17 protein-coding genes are annotated in these 23933 nt (G+C 73.4%); 14 read left to right on the plus strand and 3 right to left on the minus strand.

The window, feature by feature from the left end; all coding sequences use genetic code 11:
* Positions 1-144: 144 nt before the first annotated feature.
* The 4 genes from FB157_RS11490 (at position 145) to FB157_RS11505 (ending at position 9742) form a co-directional block, all read left to right on the plus strand.
* Complete coding sequence (locus tag FB157_RS11490) at positions 145-5811, plus strand: AAA domain-containing protein (protein WP_145878546.1); 5667 nt, start codon at positions 145-147, stop codon at positions 5809-5811.
* A 166-nt stretch (positions 5812-5977) separates the two neighbouring features.
* Positions 5978-7855, plus strand: coding sequence for a SpoIIE family protein phosphatase (locus FB157_RS11495; RefSeq protein WP_145878715.1), 1878 nt, complete (start codon positions 5978-5980; stop codon positions 7853-7855).
* Between the two features lie 27 nt (positions 7856-7882).
* Positions 7883-9115, plus strand: coding sequence for a radical SAM family heme chaperone HemW (gene hemW, locus FB157_RS11500; RefSeq protein ID WP_145878548.1), 1233 nt, complete (start codon positions 7883-7885; stop codon positions 9113-9115).
* Between the two features lie 27 nt (positions 9116-9142).
* On the plus strand, positions 9143-9742 hold the full coding sequence (locus tag FB157_RS11505) for a hypothetical protein (RefSeq protein WP_145878549.1): 600 nt from the start codon (positions 9143-9145) through the stop codon (positions 9740-9742).
* Here FB157_RS11505 and FB157_RS11510 read toward each other — a convergent pair.
* On the minus strand, positions 9723-10589 hold the full coding sequence (locus tag FB157_RS11510; RefSeq protein ID WP_261386264.1) for a DUF3097 domain-containing protein: 867 nt from the start codon (positions 10587-10589) through the stop codon (positions 9723-9725). The two genes, FB157_RS11505 and FB157_RS11510, sit on opposite strands and share 20 nt — an antisense overlap.
* A gap of 34 nt (positions 10590-10623) precedes the next feature.
* A complete protein-coding gene (locus FB157_RS11515; protein WP_145878551.1) occupies positions 10624-11358 on the minus strand; it encodes an MBL fold metallo-hydrolase in 735 nt (244 codons plus the stop codon).
* Between the two features lie 152 nt (positions 11359-11510).
* Between FB157_RS11515 and hrcA the strand changes: the two genes are divergently transcribed.
* The 10 genes from hrcA (at position 11511) to FB157_RS11565 (ending at position 22473) form a co-directional block, all read left to right on the plus strand.
* Complete coding sequence (gene hrcA, locus FB157_RS11520; protein ID WP_145878552.1) at positions 11511-12527, plus strand: heat-inducible transcriptional repressor HrcA; 1017 nt, start codon at positions 11511-11513, stop codon at positions 12525-12527.
* Complete coding sequence (gene dnaJ / locus FB157_RS11525) at positions 12528-13664, plus strand: molecular chaperone DnaJ (protein ID WP_145878554.1); 1137 nt, start codon at positions 12528-12530, stop codon at positions 13662-13664.
* Positions 13665-13876: 212 nt separating this feature from the next.
* The gene (locus tag FB157_RS11530) at positions 13877-14995 is read left to right on the plus strand and encodes a nitronate monooxygenase (protein ID WP_145878556.1); all 1119 of its coding nucleotides are present in this window, start codon (positions 13877-13879) and stop codon (positions 14993-14995) included.
* Positions 14992-15738, plus strand: coding sequence for a 16S rRNA (uracil(1498)-N(3))-methyltransferase (locus FB157_RS11535; protein ID WP_145878557.1), 747 nt, complete (start codon positions 14992-14994; stop codon positions 15736-15738). Before FB157_RS11530 ends, FB157_RS11535 begins: the two co-directional genes overlap by 4 nt.
* 20 nt (positions 15739-15758) lie before the next feature.
* Positions 15759-16151, plus strand: a complete 393-nt coding sequence (locus FB157_RS11540) for a VOC family protein (protein ID WP_145878559.1) — start codon at positions 15759-15761, stop codon at positions 16149-16151.
* Positions 16152-16236: 85 nt separating this feature from the next.
* Positions 16237-16800: a hypothetical protein gene (locus tag FB157_RS11545; protein ID WP_186581457.1), complete on the plus strand. Its 564-nt coding sequence runs from the start codon at positions 16237-16239 to the stop codon at positions 16798-16800.
* 108 nt (positions 16801-16908) lie between these two features.
* Complete coding sequence (locus tag FB157_RS11550; protein WP_398946542.1) at positions 16909-20073, plus strand: S41 family peptidase; 3165 nt, start codon at positions 16909-16911, stop codon at positions 20071-20073.
* 121 nt (positions 20074-20194) lie between these two features.
* Positions 20195-20548: a histidine triad nucleotide-binding protein gene (locus FB157_RS11555; protein ID WP_145878563.1), complete on the plus strand. Its 354-nt coding sequence runs from the start codon at positions 20195-20197 to the stop codon at positions 20546-20548.
* A gap of 6 nt (positions 20549-20554) precedes the next feature.
* Positions 20555-21460 (plus strand): ribonuclease Z, encoded by a 906-nt coding sequence (locus FB157_RS11560; RefSeq protein ID WP_145878566.1) that lies wholly within the window; start codon positions 20555-20557, stop codon positions 21458-21460.
* Between the two features lie 20 nt (positions 21461-21480).
* On the plus strand, positions 21481-22473 hold the full coding sequence (locus tag FB157_RS11565) for an adenosine deaminase (protein WP_145878567.1): 993 nt from the start codon (positions 21481-21483) through the stop codon (positions 22471-22473).
* Here the strand turns inward: FB157_RS11565 and FB157_RS11570 are convergent.
* Positions 22437-23681 (minus strand): MFS transporter, encoded by a 1245-nt coding sequence (locus FB157_RS11570; protein WP_398946543.1) that lies wholly within the window; start codon positions 23679-23681, stop codon positions 22437-22439. The genes FB157_RS11565 and FB157_RS11570 overlap by 37 nt on opposite strands.
* Between the last annotated feature and the right edge of the window lie 252 nt (positions 23682-23933).

A 23933-nucleotide genomic window follows, 5' to 3' on the forward strand; every position in this document is an offset into this window, starting at 1 on the left:
CAACCGTCCGGCCCCGGAAGGCACTTCGCCTTCCGGGGCCGTCGTGTGCCCGGAACAGGCGGAAAGGGCCCGAGTGTCAGACCCGCCCCATAGGATGCACACAATCCCTCCACATGTGGGTTCCGCCAGTTCAGCGAGGTGAGCGTGCCCGTGTCCGCCGCGACGCCCGACGACGTCGTCCGTCACGTCTTCCGCTATCTCGCGGAGGTCGGCGAAAGCCGCACCAGGCCGGTACGCACCCACGACGACGCCCGGCACCAGATGTGGTTCGCCGATCTGCCCGGGCAGTTCGCCTGCTTCCTCACCGAAGCCGTCCCCGGCGACACCCCGTTGTGGCTGCGGGCCGACCGGCCCGTACGGCACGACCCGCCCGCACCGCCCCTGCCCCTCGCCCACTGGCTGGACGGACGGGAGATCCACGACTCCGAGCGCCAGGAGCCGCCCGCGCCCCGCACCGAGGCGGACGTCCCGGCCGACGAGGTGTCGGCGGGCGGCAGTTCACGCACCGGGCACCGCACGGTCGTCCTCGCGGACCATCCCCAACGCGACGTCGTGCACGAGCAGTACGCCACCTGGTCGCGCCAGTGGGAGAGGTGGGCGGCGCGCGACCGCGTCACGAAACCGGTCGTCCGCGCCTACGACCGCCTCTACCGCCTGTGCGTGGACGCCTCCGAACTCGGCGAGAGCTTCGAACTCGTCGTCGGCTTCGGCCATCTGACCTGGTCCGCCCAGAGCGAGCCGATCCGCCGGCACCTCGTCACCTGCCGGGCCGTCATCGCCATCGACCCCGACACCGGGGCCATCACCGTCGGACCCGACCCCGAACACGGCAGCCCGGTCCTCGAGGAGTCCATGCTCGACGCCGGGCAGAAGGCGCGCGCCGAGATCCGCGCCCTGGTCCGCCAGGAGCTGGAAGCCGCCGGCGACACCACGGACGCGACGCTCGCCGACCAGCTGCACCGCGCGCTCAGGACCTGGACCATCGCCGCCCACGAAGCGGGCCGCTACGACCCCTCACCCGTCCGGCACCGTGCGACGGGAGACCCCGCCGTACCGGTCGTCGGCTTCGCGCCCGTGCTGCTGCTCAGGGAGCGCACCCGGCGCAGCATGCTCGAAGCACTGCGCGGTGTCGCACTGCACATCGAACAGGGCGCCGAGCCCACCGCACTGCTCCGCGCCGTCGCCGGAGCCGGCGGCGACCGCCCGCTGGGCGACCCCGGGCCCGGCACCCCGAAGGCCCGCGGCGCCCGGTCCGAGCTGTACTTCGCCCTGCCCTCCAACGATGAGCAGCGCACCATCGCCGAGCGGCTGGCCGACCGCGACCTGGTCGTGGTGCAGGGGCCGCCCGGCACCGGCAAGACCCACACCATCGCCAACCTGGTCACCGACCTGCTCGCCCACGGCAACCGCGTCCTGATCACCAGCCACACGGCCCGCGCCCTGAAGGTCCTGCGGGACAAACTCCCCGCCAGCATCCGTGAACTGTGCGTCAGCCGCACCGACGACGGAGCCGGGCAGCAGGAACTGGAACAGTCGGTCAAGGCCATCCTCGACCGGCAGGGCGACTTCTCCGCGCGCGCCTACCGCCGCCGCATCCAGGAGCACGAGGAGCGCCTCAGGTCCGCTCGCTCCGCACAGGCGCTCGCCCTCAAGTCCCTGCGGGCCCTGCGGGAGCAGGAGACCTACCGCCACCCGGCCGAGATCGGCGACTACGAGGGCACCCTGACCCGGATCGCCGAACGCCTCGCCGCCGAGCGCCCGCGGTACGAGTGGCTCGGCGCCGTCCCCGCGGAGTCGCCCACGCTCGCCCCCGAGGCCCTGACGGACCTGCGCCGCACGGCCCTCGCCTTCACCGGCCGGCACCGCGCCCTCGCGGCCACGGTCACCGCCGCGCTGCCCGATCCGGGGCGCCTGCCCACCGGACCTGCCTTCGCCGAGGCGGTCGAGACCGTCCGGGAGGCCGAGGCCGACCTCGCCGAGCTCCGCCAGGACGGCTCCGCCTCGCGCCTGGACGACGCCGTGTCCACCCTGACCGTCGAGCAGCAGGACCAACTGGCGGCGGCCCTGGACCGGTTCACGGCGGCGGCCGCCGTCGCGGCCACCCTGCCCGCCGACTGGGCCGCGGCACTGCGCCGCGAGGTCATGGCCGGGCAGGACCTCCAGACCCGCGACCGGCACACACGCACCGCGGCGGCCCTGACCGCGGTCGAGGGGGCGGCGGCGGCCCTCGGCTCCACCCTGGTCAGCGGCCTGGATCGGTACGACGTGCCGACGGCGCTGGGGCTGGCCGGCTCCCTGCGCGACGGCCTCGCCGCCGGCGACAAGCTGCGCGGTCCGCTCGGCCTGAAGACCCGGCTGCGCAAGGCGGTCGGCGATTTCCCCGAGACGGCGCGGGTCGACGGCCGCACCGTCGAGACGGAGGCCGCCGCCTCTGCCGTGGTGCACCGCGTGACCCTGGAACGGCACCTGCAGGACATCGAGCAGGAGTGGGGCGAGGGCGTCGAGGCCTGGCAGAGCGTCAACCGGCGCATGACCCGGCTGCGCCAGGACATCCACACCCTCTCCGCCCTCACCGCCCTGGCCGACCTGCGTCAGGACGTGACGCGCGGGGCGGCGCCCGCACCGGGGCTCGCGGGCGTCGACTGGGCGGACGAGGAGCAGGTGCACACCGTTCGCGCCGCGCTCCGTGCCCGCGCCGCCCGCCGCGCCGCAGACCCCGCCCGCGCGCTGCTCACCGACGCGCTCGACGTGCTCCGGGCCGCCGCCCGCGAGCGGGGCGCGACGGCGCCCGTGGAGCGGGCGCGCGCGGCGGCCGAGGCCCGCGACGCCGCCGCCTACGGCGCCGCGGTCGGTGAACTGGACGACCTGCGCGTGGCCCTGGACCGCAAGAAGGCCTGCGACGACGCCTACCGGGTGGTCGCTGCCGAACTCCCCGACCTCGCCGACGCGTTGGAGTCCACACCGGACGATCCCGCCTGGGACACACGCCTGCCGGAGGCGGAGGCCGCCTGGGCCTGGGCGGCCTGGCACGCCCGGATGACGGACCTGACGGACCCCGGGGCCGAGGCGCGCCAGCTGCGCCTGCTCGCCGAGGCGGACGCCGACATCCGCATCGGCCTGGAGCGGCTGGCGGCCGACAAGGCCTGGTTCAACTGCTTGTCCAGGCTCACCGACGACCAGGCCGTCGCCCTCACCTCGTACCAGCAGAACGTCCGCAGGCTCGGCAAGGGCACCGGCAAGTACGCGGCCACCTACCGCAGGCAGGCGCGGGAGAGCCTCCAGGCCAGCCAGGAGGCCGTACCCGCCTGGATCATGCCGCTGCACCAGGTGACCGAGACCGTCCCCATGGACCGCGCGGGCCGCTTCGACGTGGTGATCATCGACGAGGCGAGCCAGTCCGGGCCCGAGGCGCTGCTGCTCGCCTGGCTCGGCGCGAAGGTCGTGGTCGTCGGTGACGACCAGCAGGTCAGCCCGGCCCAGGTAGGCGTCGACCACGACGAGCAGTTCGCCCTCCAGCGGCGGCTGCTCGGCGAGCTGCCCGCCGCCCGCCGCAACCTGTTCACGCCGACCGCCAGCCTCTTCGACATCGCCTCCGGACTCGCCGGCGGCCGTGGCCGGCTGATGCTCCAGGAGCACTTCCGCTGCATGCCGGAGATCATCGGCTTCTCCAACGCGCTCTGCTACGGCGGCCGGCTGCAGCCCCTGCGGCAGTACGGCGCCGACCGGCTGCCACCGCTGCGCGCGGTCCACGTGGCCGACGGCTGGGTGGAGGGCAGCGGGCAGAAGCAGGTCAACCGGCCCGAGGCCGAGCGGCTGGTGGACACCGTCGCCCGCTGCATCGCGGACCCCGCCTACGCCGGTCGCAGCATGGGTGTGATCACCCTGCTCGGTGCCGGGCAGAAGTTCCTCATCGAGGACCTGCTGGCCGACCGGATCCCGCTCGACGAGCGGCAGCGGCGGCGGCTGCGCGTGGGCAACGCCGAGGAGTTCCAGGGGGACGAGCGCGACGTCGTCTTCATCGGCACCGTCGCCTCGCTCACCGGTCCGGACGGGCCGCGCCGCATCGGCTCCTACAGCAGCGCCCTGAACCGGCAGCACCTCAACGTGGCCGCCTCCCGGGCCCGCGACCAGGTGTGGCTCTTCCACAGCGTGACGCTCACGGAGTGGGGCGAGACCGACCTGCGGCGCGCCTACCTCGACTGGTTCTCCCGGCCGGCCGAGGAGCGGGACCGCGCGGGGCTCGGCGAGGTCCGCCCGGACGTGCCGCACGAGGCGTTCGACAGCCTCTTCGAGCAGCGGGTGTACCTGGCCCTGCGGGCGCGGGGCTACCTGGTGCGGCCCCAGTACCCGGCCGGCCGCTACCGCATCGACCTCGTCGTCGAGGGCGGCACCCGGCGCCTGGCCGTGGAGTGCGACGGCGACGCCTTCCACAACGAGGAGAACGCGGACGCGGACGCGGCGCGCCAGCGTGAACTGGAGCGGGTCGGCTGGACGTTCGTCCGCATCCGCGGCAGCCGCTTCTTCCTCGACCCGGAGAAGGCCCTCGAACCCCTGTGGGCGGAGCTGGACCGACTGGGCATCGAACGGGCGACGGCCGACGCCGGGAGGAAGCCCCGACCGTCCGACCCGGCCGCTCCGGCCCCGACAGCCGCAGTTCCGGCCGCGCCGGCCGCACCCGCAGCCGCCCCCAAATCCCGGCCCCGCACCGCCGTACGACAGCCCCGCGCATCCGTACCGCGGCCCCGCCCGGCGGAGGCACCCACCACCCCGGCCGTACCGCGCAGCACTCCACCCGCACCGCGCAGCACTCCGCCCGAACCGCCCGCCGCGTCACGAGCCACCCCCGCCGAACCCGAGTTGGTCTCCGTGGCCCGTCTCGACCGCGACGAGGTCAACTCGGCCCAGCACGCGTTCAGCCTGCGTACGACCGTGGCCGGTGCCGCCCGCTTTCTCAGCGACGCCGGGGTCCCGGGCTTTCCGGGCGCCGACGCCGTGGAAGTCCTGCGCGGTGGGCGGCCCGTCGCACGGGTGGCCCATGCCGAGGTGCAGGCGATGATCCGGGCCGCGATCGCGCGCGTCGACGTACCCGTCCTCGGGGACGACGGCCAGGTCGGAGTGGCCCGCTACCACGCACCCGGCACCCCCGAAGCCGCCCACGGCCGGACGACGGAGCTGCTGCGTGTGGACCGACGGCCGACGGGAGCCGGAGCCGCGGACCGGCAGCCCGTGGCCCGGAACGCACCCAGCCGCACGGCCGCCAGGGACACGCTGCCCGCCCTGCCGCGGCAGCCCGTGCGGACCACCGAGACGACCGCCGTCACTCGGGCCGCTCCCTCTAACGAGCGAACGTTGCCGCGCCTTCGGGTCGACCGGATCAGTCTGGGCGCCCACCGGAGGGTGCAGCGGGAACTCGAGCGGGTGCAGGACGTGCTCGACCTGCCGTTGCCCGAGGTGGTGGCCGTCGACTCCTCGTCCCGCAAGGCCCAGCTGGCCGACCACGAGAAGCGGCGCGAGGCGCTGAAGGAGCGGCGCAGCTTCCTGCGGGCCCTGCTCGACCAGGTTGTACCCGACCCGTCGTACACCGGCGGTGCCGTCGTCGTGCCGGGATGCCTCGTCGGCGTGGAGGACACGGACGAACCGGGGATCACTACGTACGAAATAGCGTTGCTCGCAGGTGACGAGGCGGAGCGGCTCAGCCCCGACTCGGCCCTGGGCAAGGCACTGTTGTGGCGCGAGGTGGGGGACGAGGTGACCTGGCGGACCGAGCGCGGCACGACGCTGCGCGTGCTCATCCGGTACATCGAGGACTGAGCCGAAGCCACGGCGGGACCGAGCCGAGGATGCGCGGATGCTCGGATTCCGCACATTTTCCGACCGTGTTCGAGCACACCCGTAGCACAGTTCTCACGGGTGCCTGTCCACTTCGGTAACTCAGCGCACAGGCGTGGGGTCGCTCTGTCACCCTGGCCGCATGGACATGGCGGCCATACCGACGCAGCGGGAGAGCGAGAGTCACGACTGTGGGGCACAGGGACTCGCCACCCTGCCCGGCAGTCCCCTCGCGCCCGGCTCCGCCCGTGCGCTGGTGCGCACCGCCTTCGCCGAGTGGGCCGGCCGTGGGCTCGTCGACCCCGTGAGGTCCGCACGGCTGGCCGACGACGCCACGGCCGTCGTCAGCGAACTGGTCACCAACGCCGTCGTCCACGCGGGCACGGAGGTGGAGGTCGACTGGCGTCTGGAGGAGTCCGGCGCCTTCGTGGTGGAAGTGCGCGACCACCACCCGGCGCGCGCGCCGCGCGACCCAGCGCGCGGCGAGGCGCCGTACGACACCCCCGAGTACGGGCGCGGCCTGCGCCTGGTCGCGACCCTCGCCGAGTCCTGGGGCGTCACCTACCGCACCGGCACCAAGACGGTGTGGGCGCGGCTGTCCGCCGACGGCGGGGAGGACCTGGACGGGCGCGCACCGGCCCACACCCTGGCGGCCGCCGAGGCGCTCGCGCCGCAGCCGCAGCGTCCCGGCGCCGACCGGGACTGGCTCGGCCGGGGCGCGCTGTCCTTCCTCGCCGAGGCATCCGACCTGCTCGCCGGGCAGCTGGACGAGAACCTGGTCACGGCCCTCACCGGCCAGCTGATCGTGCCCCGGCTCGCCGACTGGTGCGCCGTGTGGCTGGAGGACGAGGCGACCGTGCGCGGCGGCGACGGCGGCGCGCCGACGCGTGTCTGGCACGCCAGCGAGAACCGCATCGAGGAGCTGTCCCGCGCCCTGGAGAAGGATCCGCCCTGCCCGCGGGACGGGACGGGGGTCGCACTGTTCGAGCAGAGCCGGGAGTGGGGGAGGTCCGGCCCGGAGCCGTACCCCTGGCCCGGTGACGCGCTCGGCCCGCAGGACGCCCACGGCGCGGCGCTGGCGTACCGGCTGATCGCGGGCGGCCGCCCGCTGGGCACGCTGGTCATCGGGCGCTGCGGGCTGCAGCGCTTCCCGGACGAGGTCACCGGGCTCGTCGAGGATCTCGCCCGCCGGGTCGCCCTGGCCATCGGTGCCGCCCGCCAGTACGCCCGGCAGGCCACCATCAGCGCCGTCCTGCAGCGCGGCCTGCTGCCCGGCGCGGTCGCCGAGATCCCCGGAGTGAGCAGCGCGCTCGTCTACGAGCCCTGCGACAAGGGCGGCCCCAGCGGCGACTTCTACGACCTGTTCCCCGCGGGCGACGGCCGCTGGTGCTTCGCCGTCGGCGACGTACAGGGCAAGGGCCCGGAGGCGGCGGTCGTGATCGGGCTCGCCCGCCCCTGGCTGCGGCTGCTCGCCCGCGAGGGCTACCGGGTCGCCGACGTCCTCGACCGGCTCAACCAGCTCCTGCTGGACGACGCCACCGAGGCCGCCGACGCGGCCGCCCGCGCGCTGGTGGCCGGCGGGGCCCGGCCCGTGGCCCCCGGGGACGGCCCGCAGACCCGGTTCCTGTCCCTCCTGTACGGCGAGCTGACCCCGCACGACGGCGGCGTCCGCTGCACCCTCGCCTCCGCCGGACACCCCCTGCCGCTGCTGCTGCGTCCCGACGGCGACGTGCGCACCGCCGCCCGCCCGCAGACCCTGCTGGGCGTCGTGGAGGACGAGACCTACACCAGCGAGACCGTCGAGCTGGGCCCCGGCGACAGCCTGCTGTGCGTGACCGACGGGGTGACCGAGCGCCGCTCCGGCTCCCGCCAGTTCGACGACAGCGACGGGCTCGCGCGGGCCCTGTCCGGCTGTGCCGGCCTGAGCGCCGACCTGATCGCGGAAAGGATCCGTCGTCTGGTGCACGACTTCGGCGGCGGCCTGCCGGATGACGATCTGGCCCTGCTGGTGCTCCAGGCGGAGTAACCGGCGGCGTACGGGACAATGGAGGACATGCCTTCCGCACTTCCCGACGGCGAGCCGGTCCCCGACGACGGCGCGCTGCCCGCCACCGCGCTCGCCGGCGCCGCCGACCGACCCCTCGGGTTCTATCTGCACGTCCCGTACTGCGCGACCCGTTGCGGCTACTGCGACTTCAACACGTACACCGCGACCGAGCTGCGCGGCACCGGCGGAGTGCTCGCCTCCCGGGACAACTACGCGGACACCCTGACCGACGAGATCCGCCTGGCCCGCAAGGTGCTCGGCGACGACCCGCGCGAGGTCCGTACGGTCTTCGTCGGCGGCGGTACGCCGACCCTGCTGGCCGCCGACGACCTGGTGCGGATGCTGGGCGCGATCCGCGACGAGTTCGGTCTCGCGCCGGACGCGGAGATCACGACGGAGGCGAACCCGGAGTCGGTCGACCCGGCCTACCTCGCCACCCTGCGCGAGGGCGGCTTCAACCGGATCTCCTTCGGCATGCAGAGCGCGAAGCAGCACGTGCTGCGCGTGCTCGACCGCACGCACACCCCGGGCCGTCCCGAGGCGTGCGTGGCGGAGGCGCGGGCCGCGGGCTTCGAGCACGTCAACCTGGATCTGATCTACGGCACGCCGGGGGAGTCGGACGACGACTGGCGGGCCTCGCTGGACGCCGCGCTGGGGGCGGGGCCCGATCACATCAGCGCGTACGCGCTGATCGTCGAGGAGGGCACGCAGCTCGCCCGCCGGATCCGCCGGGGCGAGGTTCCGATGACGGACGACGACGTCCACGCCGACCGCTATCTGATCGCCGAGGAGATGCTGTCCGCGGCCGGCTTCGACTGGTACGAGGTCTCCAACTGGGCCACCTCGGAGGCCGCCCGCTGCCTGCACAACGAGCTGTACTGGCGGGGTGCGGACTGGTGGGGCGCCGGGCCGGGGGCGCATTCGCACGTGGGCGGGGTGCGCTGGTGGAACGTCAAGCACCCGGGCGCGTACGCGGCGGCGCTGGCGTCTGGCCGCTCACCGGGCGCGGGCCGGGAGCTGCTGTCCGACGAGGACCGGCGGGTGGAGCGCGTCCTGCTGGAGCTGCGGCTGCTGGAGGGGGCGCCGCTGTCGCTGCTGAAGGAGGAGGGGCTGGCTGCTTCCGGACGGGCACTGGCGGACGGACTCCTCCAGGAAGGCCCGTACGAGGAGGGGCGAGCGGTGCTGACGCTGCGCGGGCGACTGCTGGCGGACGCGGTGGTGCGGGATCTGGTCGACTGATCGTCGGGCTGGGTACAGTTCCCGGCCATGATCTCTGACAGACGGCCGGATCCGGACGCCACCGTGGTGCGGTACGGGTTGCGGTGGCTGCTGTGGACGCTGCCGCTGGTGCTGCTGCTCGGCGGGGTGGGCGTGCTCGGCCTGCTGGCCCTGATCGACCAGGGATTCCACGTCGTCGCCCTGGTCTGCCTGCTCGGCCTGGTCTGGGCCGGGTTCGCGCTGCGCACGGTGCTGCGGTGGCGCGGACTGGTCACGGCCCTCGACGCGAAGGGGTTCTGGGTCCTGCGGCATGGGAAGGCCGTGCTGATCCCCTGGGACTCGCTGGCCGGGATCGGCCTTTACTGGACGCGCGTCGGCCGGAGGCTGGTCCACACGATGGAGCTGTGCCCCCGCGGTGACATCGACGATGACGACCCGTTGCTCCGCGAGTTCGTCCGCGACACGGCACCGCTGCGCGAGGGGCTGCCCCGGCTGCGCTACCGCTTGGACGTACGGCACTTCTTCAGCGTGTACGACCGCGCGCTCCGCCGCTGGGCTCCGCCCGAGCTGTGGTTCGGGCGCGTCGAGCAGCCCAGGTCCTACCTGAGGCAGTCGGCCACCGCCGGGCTCACCCGGCCGGGGCAGTGACGAAGTCGATCAGTTCCTCCACCCGCCCCAGCAACTCCGGCTCCAGGTCCTTGTAGGACCCCACACGCTGCAGAATCGCCTGCCACACCGCGCCGGTGTTCTCCGACGGCCACCCCAGCGCCCGGCACACCCCCGTCTTCCAGTCCTCCCCGCGCGGTACCCGGGGCCACCCCGAAATCCCCAGCGAGGACGGCTTCACGGCCTCCCAGATGTCGATGTACGGGTGACCGACCACCAGCGCGTGCTCGCTCGTCACCGACTCGGCGATGCGCCACTCCTTCGTGCCCGGGACCAGGTGGTCCACCAGCACGCCCAGCCGCGCGTCCGGCCCGGGCCCGAACTCCGCCACGATCGCCGGCAGGTCGTCCACGCCCTCCAGGTACTCCACGACCACGCCCTCGATGCGCAGGTCGTCGCCCCACACCTTCTCGACCAGTTCGGCGTCGTGCCGGCCCTCGACGTAGATGCGTCCGGCGCGGGCCACCCGCGCGCGTGCGCCGGGGACGGCCACCGAACCGGACGCCGTACGGGTGGGCCGTACCGGACCCGAGGCGGGCCGCACCAGGGTGACCACCCTGCCCTCCAGCAGGAAGCCGCGCGGCTCCAGCGGGAACACCCGGTGCTTGCCGAAGCGGTCCTCCAGCGTCACCGTGCCCGCCTCGCAGCGGATCACCGCGCCGCAGAAACCGGTGCCGGGCTCCTCGACCACCAGGCCGGGCTCCGCCGGGACCTCCGGCACCGGCTTGGGCTTTTTCCAGGGCGGGGTCAGGTCCGGTGAGTACACACGAGGGCGCGGGCCCGAAGGGCCCTCGTTGGAAAGGCGGTGGCGGGAGACGGGTGGGCGCATTCGGATGACGATAGGAGAAGCCGCCGACCCGCACTCACGACACGCCGAAACGCGCTGCCAGCTCGTCGCGTTGCCGTCGTACGAACACCGCGTCGACCACCGCACCGTGACCGGGAACGTACAGAGCGTCCTCCCCGCCGAGCGCGAGCAGCCGGTCCAGGGCGTCGGGCCAGCGGGACGGTACGGCGTCCGGGCCCGCCTGGGGTTCGCCGGACTCCTCGACCAGGTCGCCGCAGAAGACGATCTCCCGGGTCCCGGAGACCGAGCCGGGGACGAGGACCGCGAGATCGTGGGCCGTGTGGCCGGGGCCCACGTTGGCCAGCAGCACCTGCCGGCCGTCGCCGAGGTCCAGCGTCCACTCGCCCGAGACCAGGTGGCGGGGAGCGGCCAGGGCGGCGACGGCCGCGGCCGCGTCCGCCTCCGGCAGTCCGTGCCGGACCGCGTCCCGGCGCAGCTCCTCGCGTTCGTACGCGAACACCGCGTCGGTGCCCACCGCCGCGTACGTCCGGACCCCGGCGAAGGCGGCCGTGCCGAAGACGTGGTCGAAGTGGGGGTGGGTGAGCGCGAGATGGGTCACACCGTGACCCGCCAGCTGCTGCGCCCACGTCCGCAGCCGCTCGCCCTCGGCCGGGCTCGACCCGGCGTCCACCACCAGCGCCGTACCGGCCCCGAGAACCAGGCCCACAGTGCAGTCCCAGCCGGGCAGCCGGCACCGGCCCACCCCGGGCGCCAGCCGCTCCCACCCCAGCTCTTCCCAAGTCACCGTCATACCGCGACGCTAGCGGTAGGGCAGGACCGACCTTGCCCAGTGAGTACCCCACGCCCGTACACTTGGCTGGGGAAGGCTGGCACTCGAACACGCAGAGTGCCAGGCGGGCGACCGGAAGAGCCGAGGGGACGACATGCTGGAGGTGCGCGCGAATGCTGAGTGAACGCAGGCTTCAGGTGCTGCGCGCCATCGTCCAGGACTACGTGGGCACCGAGGAGCCGGTGGGCTCGAAAGCGCTCACCGAGCGGCACAACCTCGGAGTCTCCCCGGCGACCGTGCGCAACGACATGGCGGCCCTGGAGGACGAGGGGTACATCGCCCAGCCGCACACCAGTGCCGGGCGCATCCCCACCGACAAGGGCTACCGGCTGTTCGTCGACAAGCTCGCGGGCGTCAAGCCGATGACCGGCCCCGAGCGCCGGGCGATCCAGAACTTCCTGGAGGGCGCCGTCGACCTGGACGACGTCGTGGCACGCACGGTACGGCTGCTCGCGCAGCTGACCCGGCAGGTCGCCGTCGTGCAGTACCCGTCCCTGACCCGGTCCACCGTGCGGCACGTGGAGCTGCTCTCACTCGCCCCCGCGCGGGTGATGCTCGTGCTGATCACGGACACCGGCCGGGTCGAGCAGCGGATGGTCGACTGCCCTGCGCCCTTCGGTGAGGCGTCCCTGGCGGACCTCAGGGCCCGGCTGAACAGCCGGGTCGCGGGCCGCCGGTTCACCGATGTGCCGCGCCTGGTCGAGGACCTGCCCGAGGGCTTCGACGTCGAGGACCGCGGTACGGTCTCCGCAGTGCTCTCCACCCTGTTGGAGACACTGGTCGAGGAGAACGAGGAGCGGCTGATGATCGGCGGCACCGCCAATCTCACCCGCTTCGGACATGACTTCCCCCTCGTGATCCGGCCCGTGCTGGAGGCCCTTGAGGAGCAGGTCGTGCTCCTCAAGCTCCTCGGCGAGGCGAAGGATCCGGGCATGACCGTGCGCATCGGGCACGAGAACGCCCACGAGGGACTCAACTCCACCTCCGTCGTGTCGGTCGGCTACGGTTCGGGCGGCGAGGCGGTTGCCAAGCTCGGCGTGGTCGGACCGACCCGCATGGATTACCCGGGAACGATGGGAGCGGTACGCGCAGTGGCACGGTACGTCGGACAGATCCTGGCGGAGTCGTAAGTGGCCACGGACTACTACGCCGTTCTCGGCGTGCGCCGCGACGCGTCGCAGGATGAGATCAAGAAGGCGTTCCGTCGGCTCGCGCGCGAGCTGCACCCGGACGTCAACCCGGATCCGAAGACCCAGGAGCGGTTCAAGGAGATCAACGCCGCTTACGAGGTGCTGTCGGACCCGCAGAAGAAGCAGGTCTACGACCTCGGCGGCGACCCGCTCTCCCAGGCGGGCGGCGCCGGAGCGGGCGGCTTCGGGGCCGGTGGCTTCGGCAACTTCTCCGACATCATGGACGCGTTCTTCGGTACGGCGTCGCAGCGCGGCCCGCGCTCGCGCACCCGGCGCGGCCAGGACGCGATGATCCGCATCGAGGTCGAGCTGGACGAGGCGGCCTTCGGGACGACCAAGGACATCCAGGTCGACACCGCGATCGTCTGCAACACCTGCAACGGTGAGGGTGCCGCCCCCGGCACGTCCGCCCAGACGTGTGACATGTGCCGCGGCCGCGGTGAGGTCTCCCAGGTGACCCGGTCCTTCCTGGGCCAGGTCATGACCTCCCGCCCCTGCCCCCAGTGCCAGGGCTTCGGCACGGTCGTGCCGACCCCGTGCCCGGAGTGCGCGGGCGACGGCCGGGTCCGCTCCCGGCGCACGCTCACCGTCAAGATCCCGGCCGGTGTCGACAACGGCACCCGCATCCAGCTGGCCGGCGAGGGCGAGGTCGGCCCCGGTGGCGGTCCGGCCGGTGACCTGTACGTCGAGATCCACGAGCTGCCGCACACGACCTTCCAGCGGCGCGGCGACGACCTGCACTGCACGGTCACGATCCCGATGACGGCGGCGGCCCTGGGCACCAAGGTGCCGCTGGAGACCCTGGACGGCATGGAGGAGGTCGACATCCGGCCCGGCACCCAGTCCGGCCAGTCGATCCCGCTCCACAACCGGGGCGTCACGCACCTGCGCGGCGGCGGCCGGGGTGACCTGATCGTCCACGTCGAGGTAACGACCCCGACCAAGCTCGACCCCGAGCAGGAGCGGCTGCTGCGCGAGCTGGCGAAGCTGCGCGGCGAGGAGCGTCCGCAGGGACAGTTCCAGCCGGGTCAGCAGGGGCTCTTCTCACGGTTGAAGGACGCGTTCAACGGGCGCTGACGCCGGCTGAAGCGGCGGCCGGGGGTCCGGGGGTTGGCCCCCGGGCAGGCACGGCCAGCCGGGTCAGCAGGGGCTCTTCTCACGGTTGAAGGACGCGTTCAACGGGCGCTGAGCCGTCGGCCGCGGGGTGCTTCGGCACCCCGTATGCCGGTGGCCTATGCCGCGGGAAGCCCGGATTCGGACTTGTTCGGAGGACGTGACAACATGCCGTCATGTCCTCCGCACTGACCGATCTCTTCCCCCACCCGATCGTGCAGGCCCCCATGGCGGGCGGTGTCTCCGTCCCGCAGCTCGCCGCCGCCGTGTCCGAGGCGGGCGGTCTCGGGTTCCTCGCCGCCGGCTACAAGACCGCCGACGGCATGTACCAGGAGATCAAGCAGCTGCGGGGGCTCACGAGCCGGCCGTTCGGTGTGAACCTCTTCATGCCCCAGCCCGAGTATCCCGGTGCAAGCACCGGCCCCACCGGAGCGGCCAACGCCGCGCCCCCTTCTGGCGCCGTCGAGGTCTACGCGCACCAGCTGGCCGGTGAGGCCGCCTGGTACGAGACCGAGCTGGGCGACCCGGACAGCGGCCGGGACGACGGCTACGACGCCAAGCTCGCGGTCCTCCTCGACAACCCGGTGCCGGTGGTCTCCTTCCACTTCGGCGTCCCCGGCCGGGACGTCCTCGACTCCCTGCGCCGGGCCGGAACCCTCACCCTGGTCACCGCCACCAGCGCCGAGGAGGCCCTCGCGGTCGAGCGGGCAGGCGCGGACGCGGTGATCGCACAGGGCGTGGAGGCCGGCGGCCACCAGGGCACACACCGGGACATCCCGGAGAACGACGGCTCCGGCATCGGCCTGCTGTCGCTGACAGCCCAGATCCGGGAGGCCGTGAACATCCCGGTCGTCGCGGCCGGCGGCCTCATGCGCGGCAGCCAGATCGCCGCCGTCCTCGCGGCCGGCGCGAGCGCGGCCCAGCTGGGCACGGCGTTCCTCGCCACCCCGGAGTCCGGCGCCAACGCCCTGCACAAGCAGGCGCTGACCAACCCCCTGTTCGCCCGCACCGAGTTGACCCGCGCCTTCTCCGGCCGCCCGGCGCGCGGCCTGGTCAACCGCTTCCTGCGCGAGCACGGCCCGTACGCCCCCGCCGCCTACCCCGAGATCCACCACCTGACCTCACCGCTGCGCAAGGCCGCCGCCAAGGCCGGCGACGCCCAGGGCATGGCGCTGTGGGCGGGTCAGGGCCACCGGATGGCCCGCGAGCTGCCTGCCGGGCAGCTGGTGGAGGTACTCCTCGGCGAGATCGATGCGGCGAGGACAGCGTTGTCGGACGGAGGTGACGGGCGATGACGGCTCCGGTCTTCGTCGTCGAGCACTTCCGCTCGGACGGCTACCGGTACGTCCTGGACGGGCCCGAGGGGCGGCACGCCGTCTCCGTGAAGCGGCTGCAGCCCGGTGAGGAGGTCGTCCTCACCGACGGCGCCGGGCGCTACGCGGAGTGCGAGGTGATCGGCGCCGAGGGCAAGGACCGCCTCATCGTCCACATGACCTCGGTCTCCGAGGAGCCGGAGCCCGCTCCGCGCATCACCGTCGTCCAGGCCCTGCCCAAGGGCGACCGGGGCGAGGTCGCCGTCGAGACCATGACCGAGGTCGGCGTCGACGCCATCGTGCCCTGGCAGGCGGCTCGCTGCATCACCCAGTGGAAGGGCGACCGCGGGCTGAAGGCCCTCGGCAAGTGGCGGGCCACCGCCCGCGAGGCCGGCAAGCAGTCCCGCCGGGTCCGCTTCCCCGAGGTCGCGGACGCGGCGACGACCAAGCAGGTTGCCGCACTTCTCGCCAAAGCCGACTTCGCCGCCGTCCTGCACTCCGACTTCGAGCACGGCAGCGCACCGCTCGCCACCGCCGAACTCCCAGCCGAGGGAGAGATCGTGCTGGTCGTGGGGCCCGAAGGCGGTGTCTCCCGCGACGAGTTGGCGCTCTTCGAGGAGGCGGGCGCGCGGGCCTACGTGCTCGGCCCCACCGTGCTGCGCACCTCCACCGCCGGCACCGCCGCCACGGCCCTGCTCCTGGGCCGCACCGGCCGCTGGTCCTGACCCGAACCCGGGGGAACACGATGGAACTCGCACAGGTACGGCTCCTCGTCACCGACTTCGCCGCCTGCTACCACTTCTACGCCGAAGTCCTCGGCCTCAAGCCGCAGTCCGGCGCCACCGAGGGACCGTACGAGAAGTTCAGCCCGCACGCCGGCTCCGCCGGGATCGCCCTGCAGGACCGCGCCATGATGGCCGAGATCCTGAACGAACTGGGCGAGCCGACCAACGGCCACCGTTCCCTGGTCGTCCTGCGCGTCGACGACCTCGACGCCTACTGCGAGCAGATCACCTCCCGCGGCGCAACCCTGCTCCACGGCCCGGCCCCCATGACCGACCGCATGCGCGTGGCCCACCTCAAGGACCCCGAGGGCAACCTGGTGGAACTGCAGGAGTGGCTGCTGCTGAGCGGCTGAGATCATCCGATGGTGACCGTCCCGAACTGACGAGTGACCGTAAGCGGCCTTCCCCCGTGCGCGGACCGGTGGCACGCTGCCCTGCATGGGGGTGTTGAGGCGGATTCGCTGCCGGGCGCGGCCCGTGCGTGTGGTGGGCGTGGCCGGGCTCGCCGTGCTGGCCCTGGGGGTGCTCGTGGGGTGCCGGCCGGGGGATCTCGGTTCGGCCGCGGTGGCGTACACCACCGACACGACCGCCACCGCCGAACTGAAACGGCAGCATGTGCACGTCAGTTGGCTCACCTGCACCGGGAACTACGGCAGCTCGGGCAGCCGTACGCCCGGGAGGGCGCCCTCGCCGACGCAGACCACCGTCGTCTCCGTCGACTGTCAGGGGCAGACCGACGACCTGCGGAAGATCACCGTGGTCGGGGTGGTGACCAAGGCCGTCGACGGCGCCTGCGTGCGCGGGGACCTGACGGCCCGGGTCGAGGGCAAGCAGGTGTTCCACGTCGGCGGGCTGGGCGACTGCAACGCCAAGCCGGGGCCGACGTACGCCCCGCCCGTCACCCACCGGCCTTCCGGCGCGCAGCCGACCGTCACGGTGACCGTGACCCGGACACTCTGGTGCAAGGGGGACCCGACCTGCTGGCCCGTGCAGGGCAAGTGATCGAAACCCAGGGCGCGGGCGGCGGTCGCTGCGTAGAGTGACGGGGTGACTAAGGGCGCTTCGACGGGAACCTCCGGCTACCTCCGATTCCCCCATCTCCACGGCGACTTGGTGACCTTCACCGCCGAGGACGACGTGTGGCTCGCGCCCCTGGACGGCGGGCGGGCCTGGCGGGTGAGCGCCGACAACGTGCCGGTGACCCACCCCCGGATCTCGCCCGACGGTACGACCGTCGCCTGGACCTCCACCCGCAACGGCGCCCCCGAGGTGCACATCGCCCCGGTCGCCGGCGGCCCCGCCGAGCGGCTGACGTACTGGGGGAGTTCGAAGACCCAGGTGCGCGGCTGGACCCCGGACGGCAGGGTCCTCGCGGTCAGCACCCAGGGCCAGGCGAGCCTGCGCCGCAGCTGGGCGCGGGCGATCCCGCTGGACGGCGGCCCCGCCGCCACGCTGCCGTACGGGCCGGTCGGTGACGTCGCGTACGGCCCGCACACCGTGCTGCTGTCCGCCCCGATGGGCCGCGAGGCCGCCTGGTGGAAGCGCTACCGGGGCGGCACGGCGGGCAAGCTGTGGATCGATCGTGCCGCCGAAGGCGACGAAGGCGCCGGCGAGTTCGTGCGGCTGCACGAGGAGCTGGACGGGAACATCGAGTACCCGCTGTGGGTAAGGACGGGGAGGATCGCGTTCCTGTCCGACCACGAGGGCACCGGAGCCCTCTACTCCTCCCTCGCCGACGGGAGCGACCTGCGGCGCCACACGCCCCTCGACGGCTTCTACGCCCGGCACGCCGCCTCGGACGGCCGCCGGGTCGTCTACTGCAGCGCGGGCGAACTCTGGCTGCTCGACGATCTCGACGGCGCGGAGCCGCGCCGCCTGGACATCCGGCTCGGCGGTGCGCGCGTCGACCTGCAGCCTCACCCGGTGACCGCCTCCCGCTGGTTCGACCATGCTGCCCCCGACCACACCGCGCGCGGCAGCGCGGTCGCCGTGCGCGGTGCCGTCCACTGGGTGACCCACCGCTCCGGCCCGGCCCGCGCGCTGGCCGCGCAGCCCGGCGTACGGGCCCGGCTGCCGCAGACCTTCCGCGCGGACGCCGAGGAATGGGTGGTGTGGGTGACGGACGCCGAGGGCGAGGACGCGCTGGAGTTCGCGCCCGCCACCGGCGTCGCACCCGGCGCCGTCCCGCGCCGGATCGCCGCCGGACAGCTCGGCCGCGTCCTGGAGCTGGCCATGGCCCCCGACGGCAGCCGGGCCGCCGTCGCCTCGCACGACGGCCGGCTCCTGCTGGTCGAGCGCGACACCGGCGAGGTCCGCGAGGTGGACCGCAGCGAGGACGGGGACGTCAGCGGCCTCGCCTTCTCGCCCGACTCCGGCTGGCTCGCCTGGTCCCACCCCGGCCCGCATCCGCTCTGCCAGCTCCGCATCGCCAACACCACCGACCTGTCGGTCACCGAGGCGACCCCGCTGCGCTTCCAGGACTACGCGCCCGCCTTCACCCTGGACGGCAAGCACCTAGCCTTCCTCTCCAGCCGTTCCTTCGACCCGGTCTACGACGAGCACGTCTTCGACCTGGCCTTCGTCGAGGGCGTCCGCCCGTACCTGATCGCCCTCGCCGCGACCACGCCGTCCCCGTTCGGGCCGCAGCGGCACGGCCGGCCCTTCGGGACCCCTGACAAGGAGGAGACCCCCGACGCCGAGGGCACCCCGGCGACCCGGATCGACCTCGACGGCCTCTCCGACCGCATCGTGCCCTTCCCGGTCGAGGCCGGCCGCTACGCCAACCTGCGGGCCGCCAAGGACGGTGTGCTGTGGCTGCGCTACCCGGTGCGCGGCGTCCTCGGCGCCTCCCGGGCCACCCCCGACGACCCGGATCCCAAGACCGAGCTGGAGCGCTACGACCTCGCCCAGCAGCGCCTGGAGCATCTCGCCGCCGACGCCGACCACTTCGAGGTCAGCGGCGACGGCAAGCGGGTGCTGCTGTGGACCGACAGCCGCCTCAAGGTCGTACCCGCCGACCGGCGCGCCTCCGACGACGAGGACAGCGACTCGAACATCACCGTCGACCTGAGCCGGATCCGGCAGACCGTCGACCCGGCCGCCGAATGGCGGCAGATGTACGACGAGACCGGCCGCATCATGCGGGACAACTTCTGGCGGCCGGACATGAGCGGCGTCGACTGGGACGGTGTCCTCGACCGTTACCGCCCCCTCCTCGGCCGCCTCGCCACCCACGACGACCTGGTGGACCTCCTGTGGGAGGTGCAGGGCGAACTCGGCACCTCGCACGCCTACGTCACCCCGCGCGGCGGCTTCGGCAACGGCGCCCGGCAGGGCCTGCTCGGCGCCGACATCTCCCGTGACGCGGACGGCGGTTGGCGCATCGACCGCATCCTGCCCGCGGAGACCTCCGACCCCCAGGCCCGCTCCCCGCTCGCCGCCCCCGGTGTCGCCGTGCGCCCCGGGGACACGATCGTCGCGGTCGCCGGACAGCCGGTCGACCCGGTCACCGGCCCCGGCCCGCTGCTGATCGGCACGGCCGGGAAGCCGGTCGAGCTGACCATCTCACCCGCCGGCGGGGGCGACCCCCGGCACGCGGTCGTGGTCCCCCTCGCCGACGAGGAGCCGCTGCGCTACCACGACTGGGTCGCCGACCGCCGCGCCTACGTCCACGAGAAGTCCGGCGGCCGCCTCGGCTACCTCCACGTGCCCGACATGCAGGCGCCCGGCTGGGCCCAGATCCACCGCGACCTGCGCGTCGAGGTGGCCCGCGAGGGCCTGGTCGTCGACGTCCGGGAGAACCGCGGCGGCCACACCTCCCAGCTCGTCGTGGAGAAGCTCGCCCGGCGCATCGTCGGCTGGGCGCTGCCGCGCGGCATGCGGCCGTACAGTTACCCGCACGACGCACCGCGCGGCCCCGTCGTCGCCGTCGCCAACGAGTTCTCCGGCTCCGACGGCGACATCGTCAACGCGGCGATCAGGGCCCTCGGCATCGGCCCGGTCGTCGGCACCCGCACCTGGGGCGGCGTCATCGGCATCGACAGCCGCTACCACCTGGTCGACGACACCCTGATCACCCAGCCGAAGTACGCGTTCTGGCTGGAGGGATACGAGTGGGGCGTCGAGAACCACGGGGTGGACCCCGACGTGGAGGTCCCACAGCGCCCACAGGACTGGGCGGCGGGACGGGATCCCCAGCTGGACGAAGCAATCAGGCTGGCACTGGAGGCACTGGAGGAGCAGCCCGCAAAGACTCCGCCGGGCTTGCCGACCTGAAGGGGCGCGGGGCCGTGTCGATATGCGGCTCCGCCGCGGGGCGCGAGCAGCCCCCACCGGCCTGCACTCGACCGACTACCATGCCCCCGTACTGATCACCGGCGAAAGCGAGCGCAGCGCAATGGCGGGAGAACCGCAGGACGACTGCCTGTTCTGCAAGATCGTCGCGGGGCACATCCCGGCGACGATCGTGCGGGAGACGGAGACGACCGTCGCCTTCCGGGACATCAACCCGCAGGCGCCCACGCACGTCCTGGTGATTCCCAGGGTGCACTACAGGAACGCGGCCGAACTCGCCGCCGCGGAACCGGCCGTCGCCGCCGACATACTGCGTGAGGCCCAGGCCGTCGCCGACGAGGACGAGTTGGAGAGCTACCGCATCGTCTTCAACACCGGCACCGGTGCCGGCCAGACCGTCTGGCACGCCCACGCGCACATCCTCGGTGGCCGTGGCCTGGAATGGCCCCCCGGGTAAGTCGTCGTGTCCGTACGTGAACTAGTGGTCCTCGGCACCGCGAGCCAGGTCCCGACCCGGCACCGCAACCACAACGGCTACTTGCTGCGCTGGGACGGCGAGGGCATCCTGTTCGACCCAGGCGAGGGCACACAGCGGCAGATGCTGCGCGCCGGGGTCGCCGCCCACGACCTGAACCGGATCTGCGTCACGCACTTCCACGGCGACCACTCCCTGGGCCTCGCCGGGGTGATCCAGCGGATCAACCTCGACCAGGTGCCGCACGAGGTCACCGCGCACTACCCGCGCTCCGGGCAGCGCTTCTTCGACCGCCTGCGGTACGCCACCGCCTACCGGGAGACCGTCCGCCTCACCGAGGCACCGGTCGACGCCGACGGCACCCTCGCCCGGACCGGGTCGTACACGCTCGAGGCCCGCAAGCTGTCCCACCCCGTCGAGTCCTACGGCTACCGGCTGATCGAGCCCGACGGCCGCCGCATGCTGCCCGACCGGCTCGCCGCCCACGGGATCAAGGGGCCGGACGTCGGCCGGATCCAGCGCGAGGGCCGGCTCGGGGACGTCAGCCTGGACGAGGTCAGCGAGGTGCGGCGCGGGCAGCGGTTCGCGTTCGTCATGGACACCCGGCTGTGCGACGGGGTGCACGCGCTCGCCGAGGGCTGCGACCTGCTGGTCATCGAGTCCACCTTCCTCGACGAGGACGTCGAACTCGCCGAGGACCACGGACATCTCACGGCCGGCCAGGCGGCGGCCGTGGCACGGGACGCGGGGGTGCGGCACCTCGTCCTCACCCACTTCAGCCAGCGCTACTCCGACCCCGAGGAGTTCGAGCGGCAGGCGCGCTCCGCCGGGTTCGAGGGAGAGCTGACCGTGGCGCACGATCTCCTGCGAGTGCCGGTTCCGAAGCGCGGATAAAACACGCTTACGATGCTTTGATGCCCCTCCCCAAAGCAGAACTGCACCTCCACATCGAAGGCACCCTGGAGCCCGAGCTGGCGTTCGAGCTGGCCGCCCGCAACGGCGTCGAGCTGCCCTACGCCGACACCGACGAGCTGCGCAAGGCGTACCAGTTCGAGGACCTCCAGTCCTTCCTGAACCTGTACTACGAGCTGATGGCCGTCCTGCGTACCGAGCAGGACTTCGCCGACCTGGCCGACGCCTATCTCGCCCGGGCCGCCGCGCAGGGCGTGCGGCACGCGGAGATCTTCTTCGACCCGCAGGCCCACATCGCGCGGGGCGTGGCCATGGGCACGGTCGTGGAGGGGCTGTGGCGGGCGCTCGGCCGCAGCGAGGAGAACCACGGCGTCTCCACGAAGCTCATCATGTGCTTCCTGCGCGACGAGTCCGCCGACTCGGCGCTCGAGACCCTGGAGGCGGCCAGGCCCTACCTGGACCGGATCACCGGCGTCGGCCTGGACTCGGCCGAGGTCGGGCACCCGCCGGTGAAGTTCCGGGAGGTGTACGAGGCCGCCGCCGCGCTCGGGCTGCGCCGGGTGGCGCACGCCGGTGAGGAGGGTCCGCCCGCGTACATCACCGAGGCGCTGGACGTCCTCGGCGTCGAGCGGATCGACCACGGCCTGCGCTGCATGGAGGACCCGGAACTGGTCGAGCGGCTGGTCCGGGAGCGCATCCCGCTGACCCTGTGCCCGCTGTCCAACGTCCGGCTGCGGGCGGTGGACGTCCTCGCGGGCCACCCCCTTCCGGCCATGCTCGACGCGGGTCTGCTGTGCACGGTCAACTCCGACGACCCTGCCTACTTCGGCGGGTACGTCGCCGACAACTATCACGCGGTGCGGGACGCCCTCGGGCTGCCCAGGGAGCGGATGCGCGAGCTGGCCCGCAACTCCTTCCTCGCGTCCTTCCTGGACGACGACGAGGAGCGGCGGGCCCGTTACCTCGCCGAGGTCGAGGCGTACGAGTTCGGGTAGGCGGTGTCGTACGCGGGCTGGGCGGGCACGGCCGGGGTGTCCAGCTGGATCTCCACCACGGAGACCGTCTTCCTGCCCGCCCGCAGCGCCACCACCGTCATCGGCACCGCCACCGCCAGCAGCCCGACGGCCAGCACCTCGCCCATGACCGGGAAGCCCGCCCACGCCGCCAGCATGCTCCCGGCCAGCGGGCCGGCCGCCGTGCCCAGGGACGCCGCCGAGCCGACGAACACCGCCCAGCGGCCGCGCGGGTCGAGGGACGCGGCGAGGCCGATGACGTACGACAGCACGACCGGGTAGATCGCGTTCCAGGCGATCTCGCCCCCGGCGAAGGACGTCAGGCCGGTCGCCGAGGCGCTGAGCGCGATGCAGCCCGCGATGAGTGCCGTACCCACGCCGATCGGGACCGCCCGGCCCAGCCGCGGGCCGAGCGCCCCCGCGCCCACGACCCCGACGAGGCCGGCGCCGAGCGCGACCGCGAACACCGTGCCGACGGTGACCTCGGTGAGGTGTGCCTGGTCGAGGCCGATGCGGCCGCTGACGCCCCACAGGGAGTTCTGCGCCAGGGACCAGCAGGGCATGGCGGCGGCCAGCAGCAGACCGGCGCGCAGGTGGGGGAGCCGGCCGCGCTCGATGGGGGTTCCCCCGCGCGAGCGTGTTCGAGCGTGGGGGAGGGTGCGGGCCGGGGCCGTACGGCCGGACAGACCGCCGGTGAGCGGCCAGACCGCGAGGGCGGTCAGCGCGATCGCGGCGAGGGGCTGTCCGTGGCCGGGGCCGAGGTGCGGGATCGTCAGGTAGAGGGCGCCCGCGAGGGCGGAGACGCCGAGCAGACCGAACGTGGTGACCCGGTGCGGGTCACGCTGCGCGGCGATGCCGCTGGCGGCGACCGCCGTGACCGTGCCGGACCCGAACCCGCCGACCAGCGCGCCCGCGACGACGGCCGGTAGGACCGAGGTGAGCGCGGCACCGCCGTATCCGAAGAAGGCGAGCGCGAGCCCGACCCGGGCGAGGGTACGGGCACCGATCCGCTCGACCCGGGAGGCCAGCAGGAAGCCCGCCGTGGCCGAACTCAGCAGCAGCGCACTGCCGATGGCGCCGGCCTGGGTGGCGGAGAGCGGAAGCCCGGTGTCGAGCCGGCCGACGGTGGTCGGCAGCAGGTACGGGGCGAGATACCCGGCCGTGAAAAGGGCGACGAGGGGCCAGGGCATGGAGCGGGGGGCGGACACGGGCGTTCCAGGGCAGACGAGAGCGGCGGCTCAGAAAAGAGGGGGGGATGGGCGCCGACCGTCGACGGACAGGAACGCGCGAGCAAGTTGTATCAATTACGCCGTTCGGGAAGAAGGTCGTCCGGCGTGATCCGGGTCACTTCATAGTTTGTGATCAGGGGGCCGGGGTAGGACTTCGCCTCCTCTCGGCGAGTTGGCTCGCGCCCCGCCGGATGCGCTATGGTTGATCACGTC

The sequence above is a fragment of the Streptomyces sp. BK340 genome (assembly GCF_007827595.1).
Lineage (GTDB): Bacteria > Actinomycetota > Actinomycetes > Streptomycetales > Streptomycetaceae > Streptomyces.

What these genes read in the sequence shown, in the direction of transcription:
- FB157_RS11495 (WP_145878715.1), top strand. Translation starts at nt 5,978, where the DNA reads ATGGCGGCCATACCGACGCAGCGGGAGAGCGAGAGTCACGACTGTGGG.
- hemW (WP_145878548.1), top strand. Translation starts at nt 7,883, where the DNA reads ATGCCTTCCGCACTTCCCGACGGCGAGCCGGTCCCCGACGACGGCGCG.
- FB157_RS11505 (WP_145878549.1), top strand. Translation starts at nt 9,143, where the DNA reads ATGATCTCTGACAGACGGCCGGATCCGGACGCCACCGTGGTGCGGTAC.
- FB157_RS11510 (WP_261386264.1), bottom strand. Translation starts at nt 10,589, where the DNA reads ATGCGCCCACCCGTCTCCCGCCACCGCCTTTCCAACGAGGGCCCTTCG.
- FB157_RS11515 (WP_145878551.1), bottom strand. Translation starts at nt 11,358, where the DNA reads ATGACGGTGACTTGGGAAGAGCTGGGGTGGGAGCGGCTGGCGCCCGGG.
- hrcA (WP_145878552.1), top strand. Translation starts at nt 11,511, where the DNA reads ATGCTGAGTGAACGCAGGCTTCAGGTGCTGCGCGCCATCGTCCAGGAC.
- FB157_RS11530 (WP_145878556.1), top strand. Translation starts at nt 13,877, where the DNA reads ATGTCCTCCGCACTGACCGATCTCTTCCCCCACCCGATCGTGCAGGCC.
- FB157_RS11535 (WP_145878557.1), top strand. Translation starts at nt 14,992, where the DNA reads ATGACGGCTCCGGTCTTCGTCGTCGAGCACTTCCGCTCGGACGGCTAC.
- FB157_RS11540 (WP_145878559.1), top strand. Translation starts at nt 15,759, where the DNA reads ATGGAACTCGCACAGGTACGGCTCCTCGTCACCGACTTCGCCGCCTGC.
- FB157_RS11545 (WP_186581457.1), top strand. Translation starts at nt 16,237, where the DNA reads ATGGGGGTGTTGAGGCGGATTCGCTGCCGGGCGCGGCCCGTGCGTGTG.
- FB157_RS11555 (WP_145878563.1), top strand. Translation starts at nt 20,195, where the DNA reads ATGGCGGGAGAACCGCAGGACGACTGCCTGTTCTGCAAGATCGTCGCG.
- FB157_RS11565 (WP_145878567.1), top strand. Translation starts at nt 21,481, where the DNA reads ATGCCCCTCCCCAAAGCAGAACTGCACCTCCACATCGAAGGCACCCTG.
- FB157_RS11570 (WP_398946543.1), bottom strand. Translation starts at nt 23,681, where the DNA reads ATGCCCTGGCCCCTCGTCGCCCTTTTCACGGCCGGGTATCTCGCCCCG.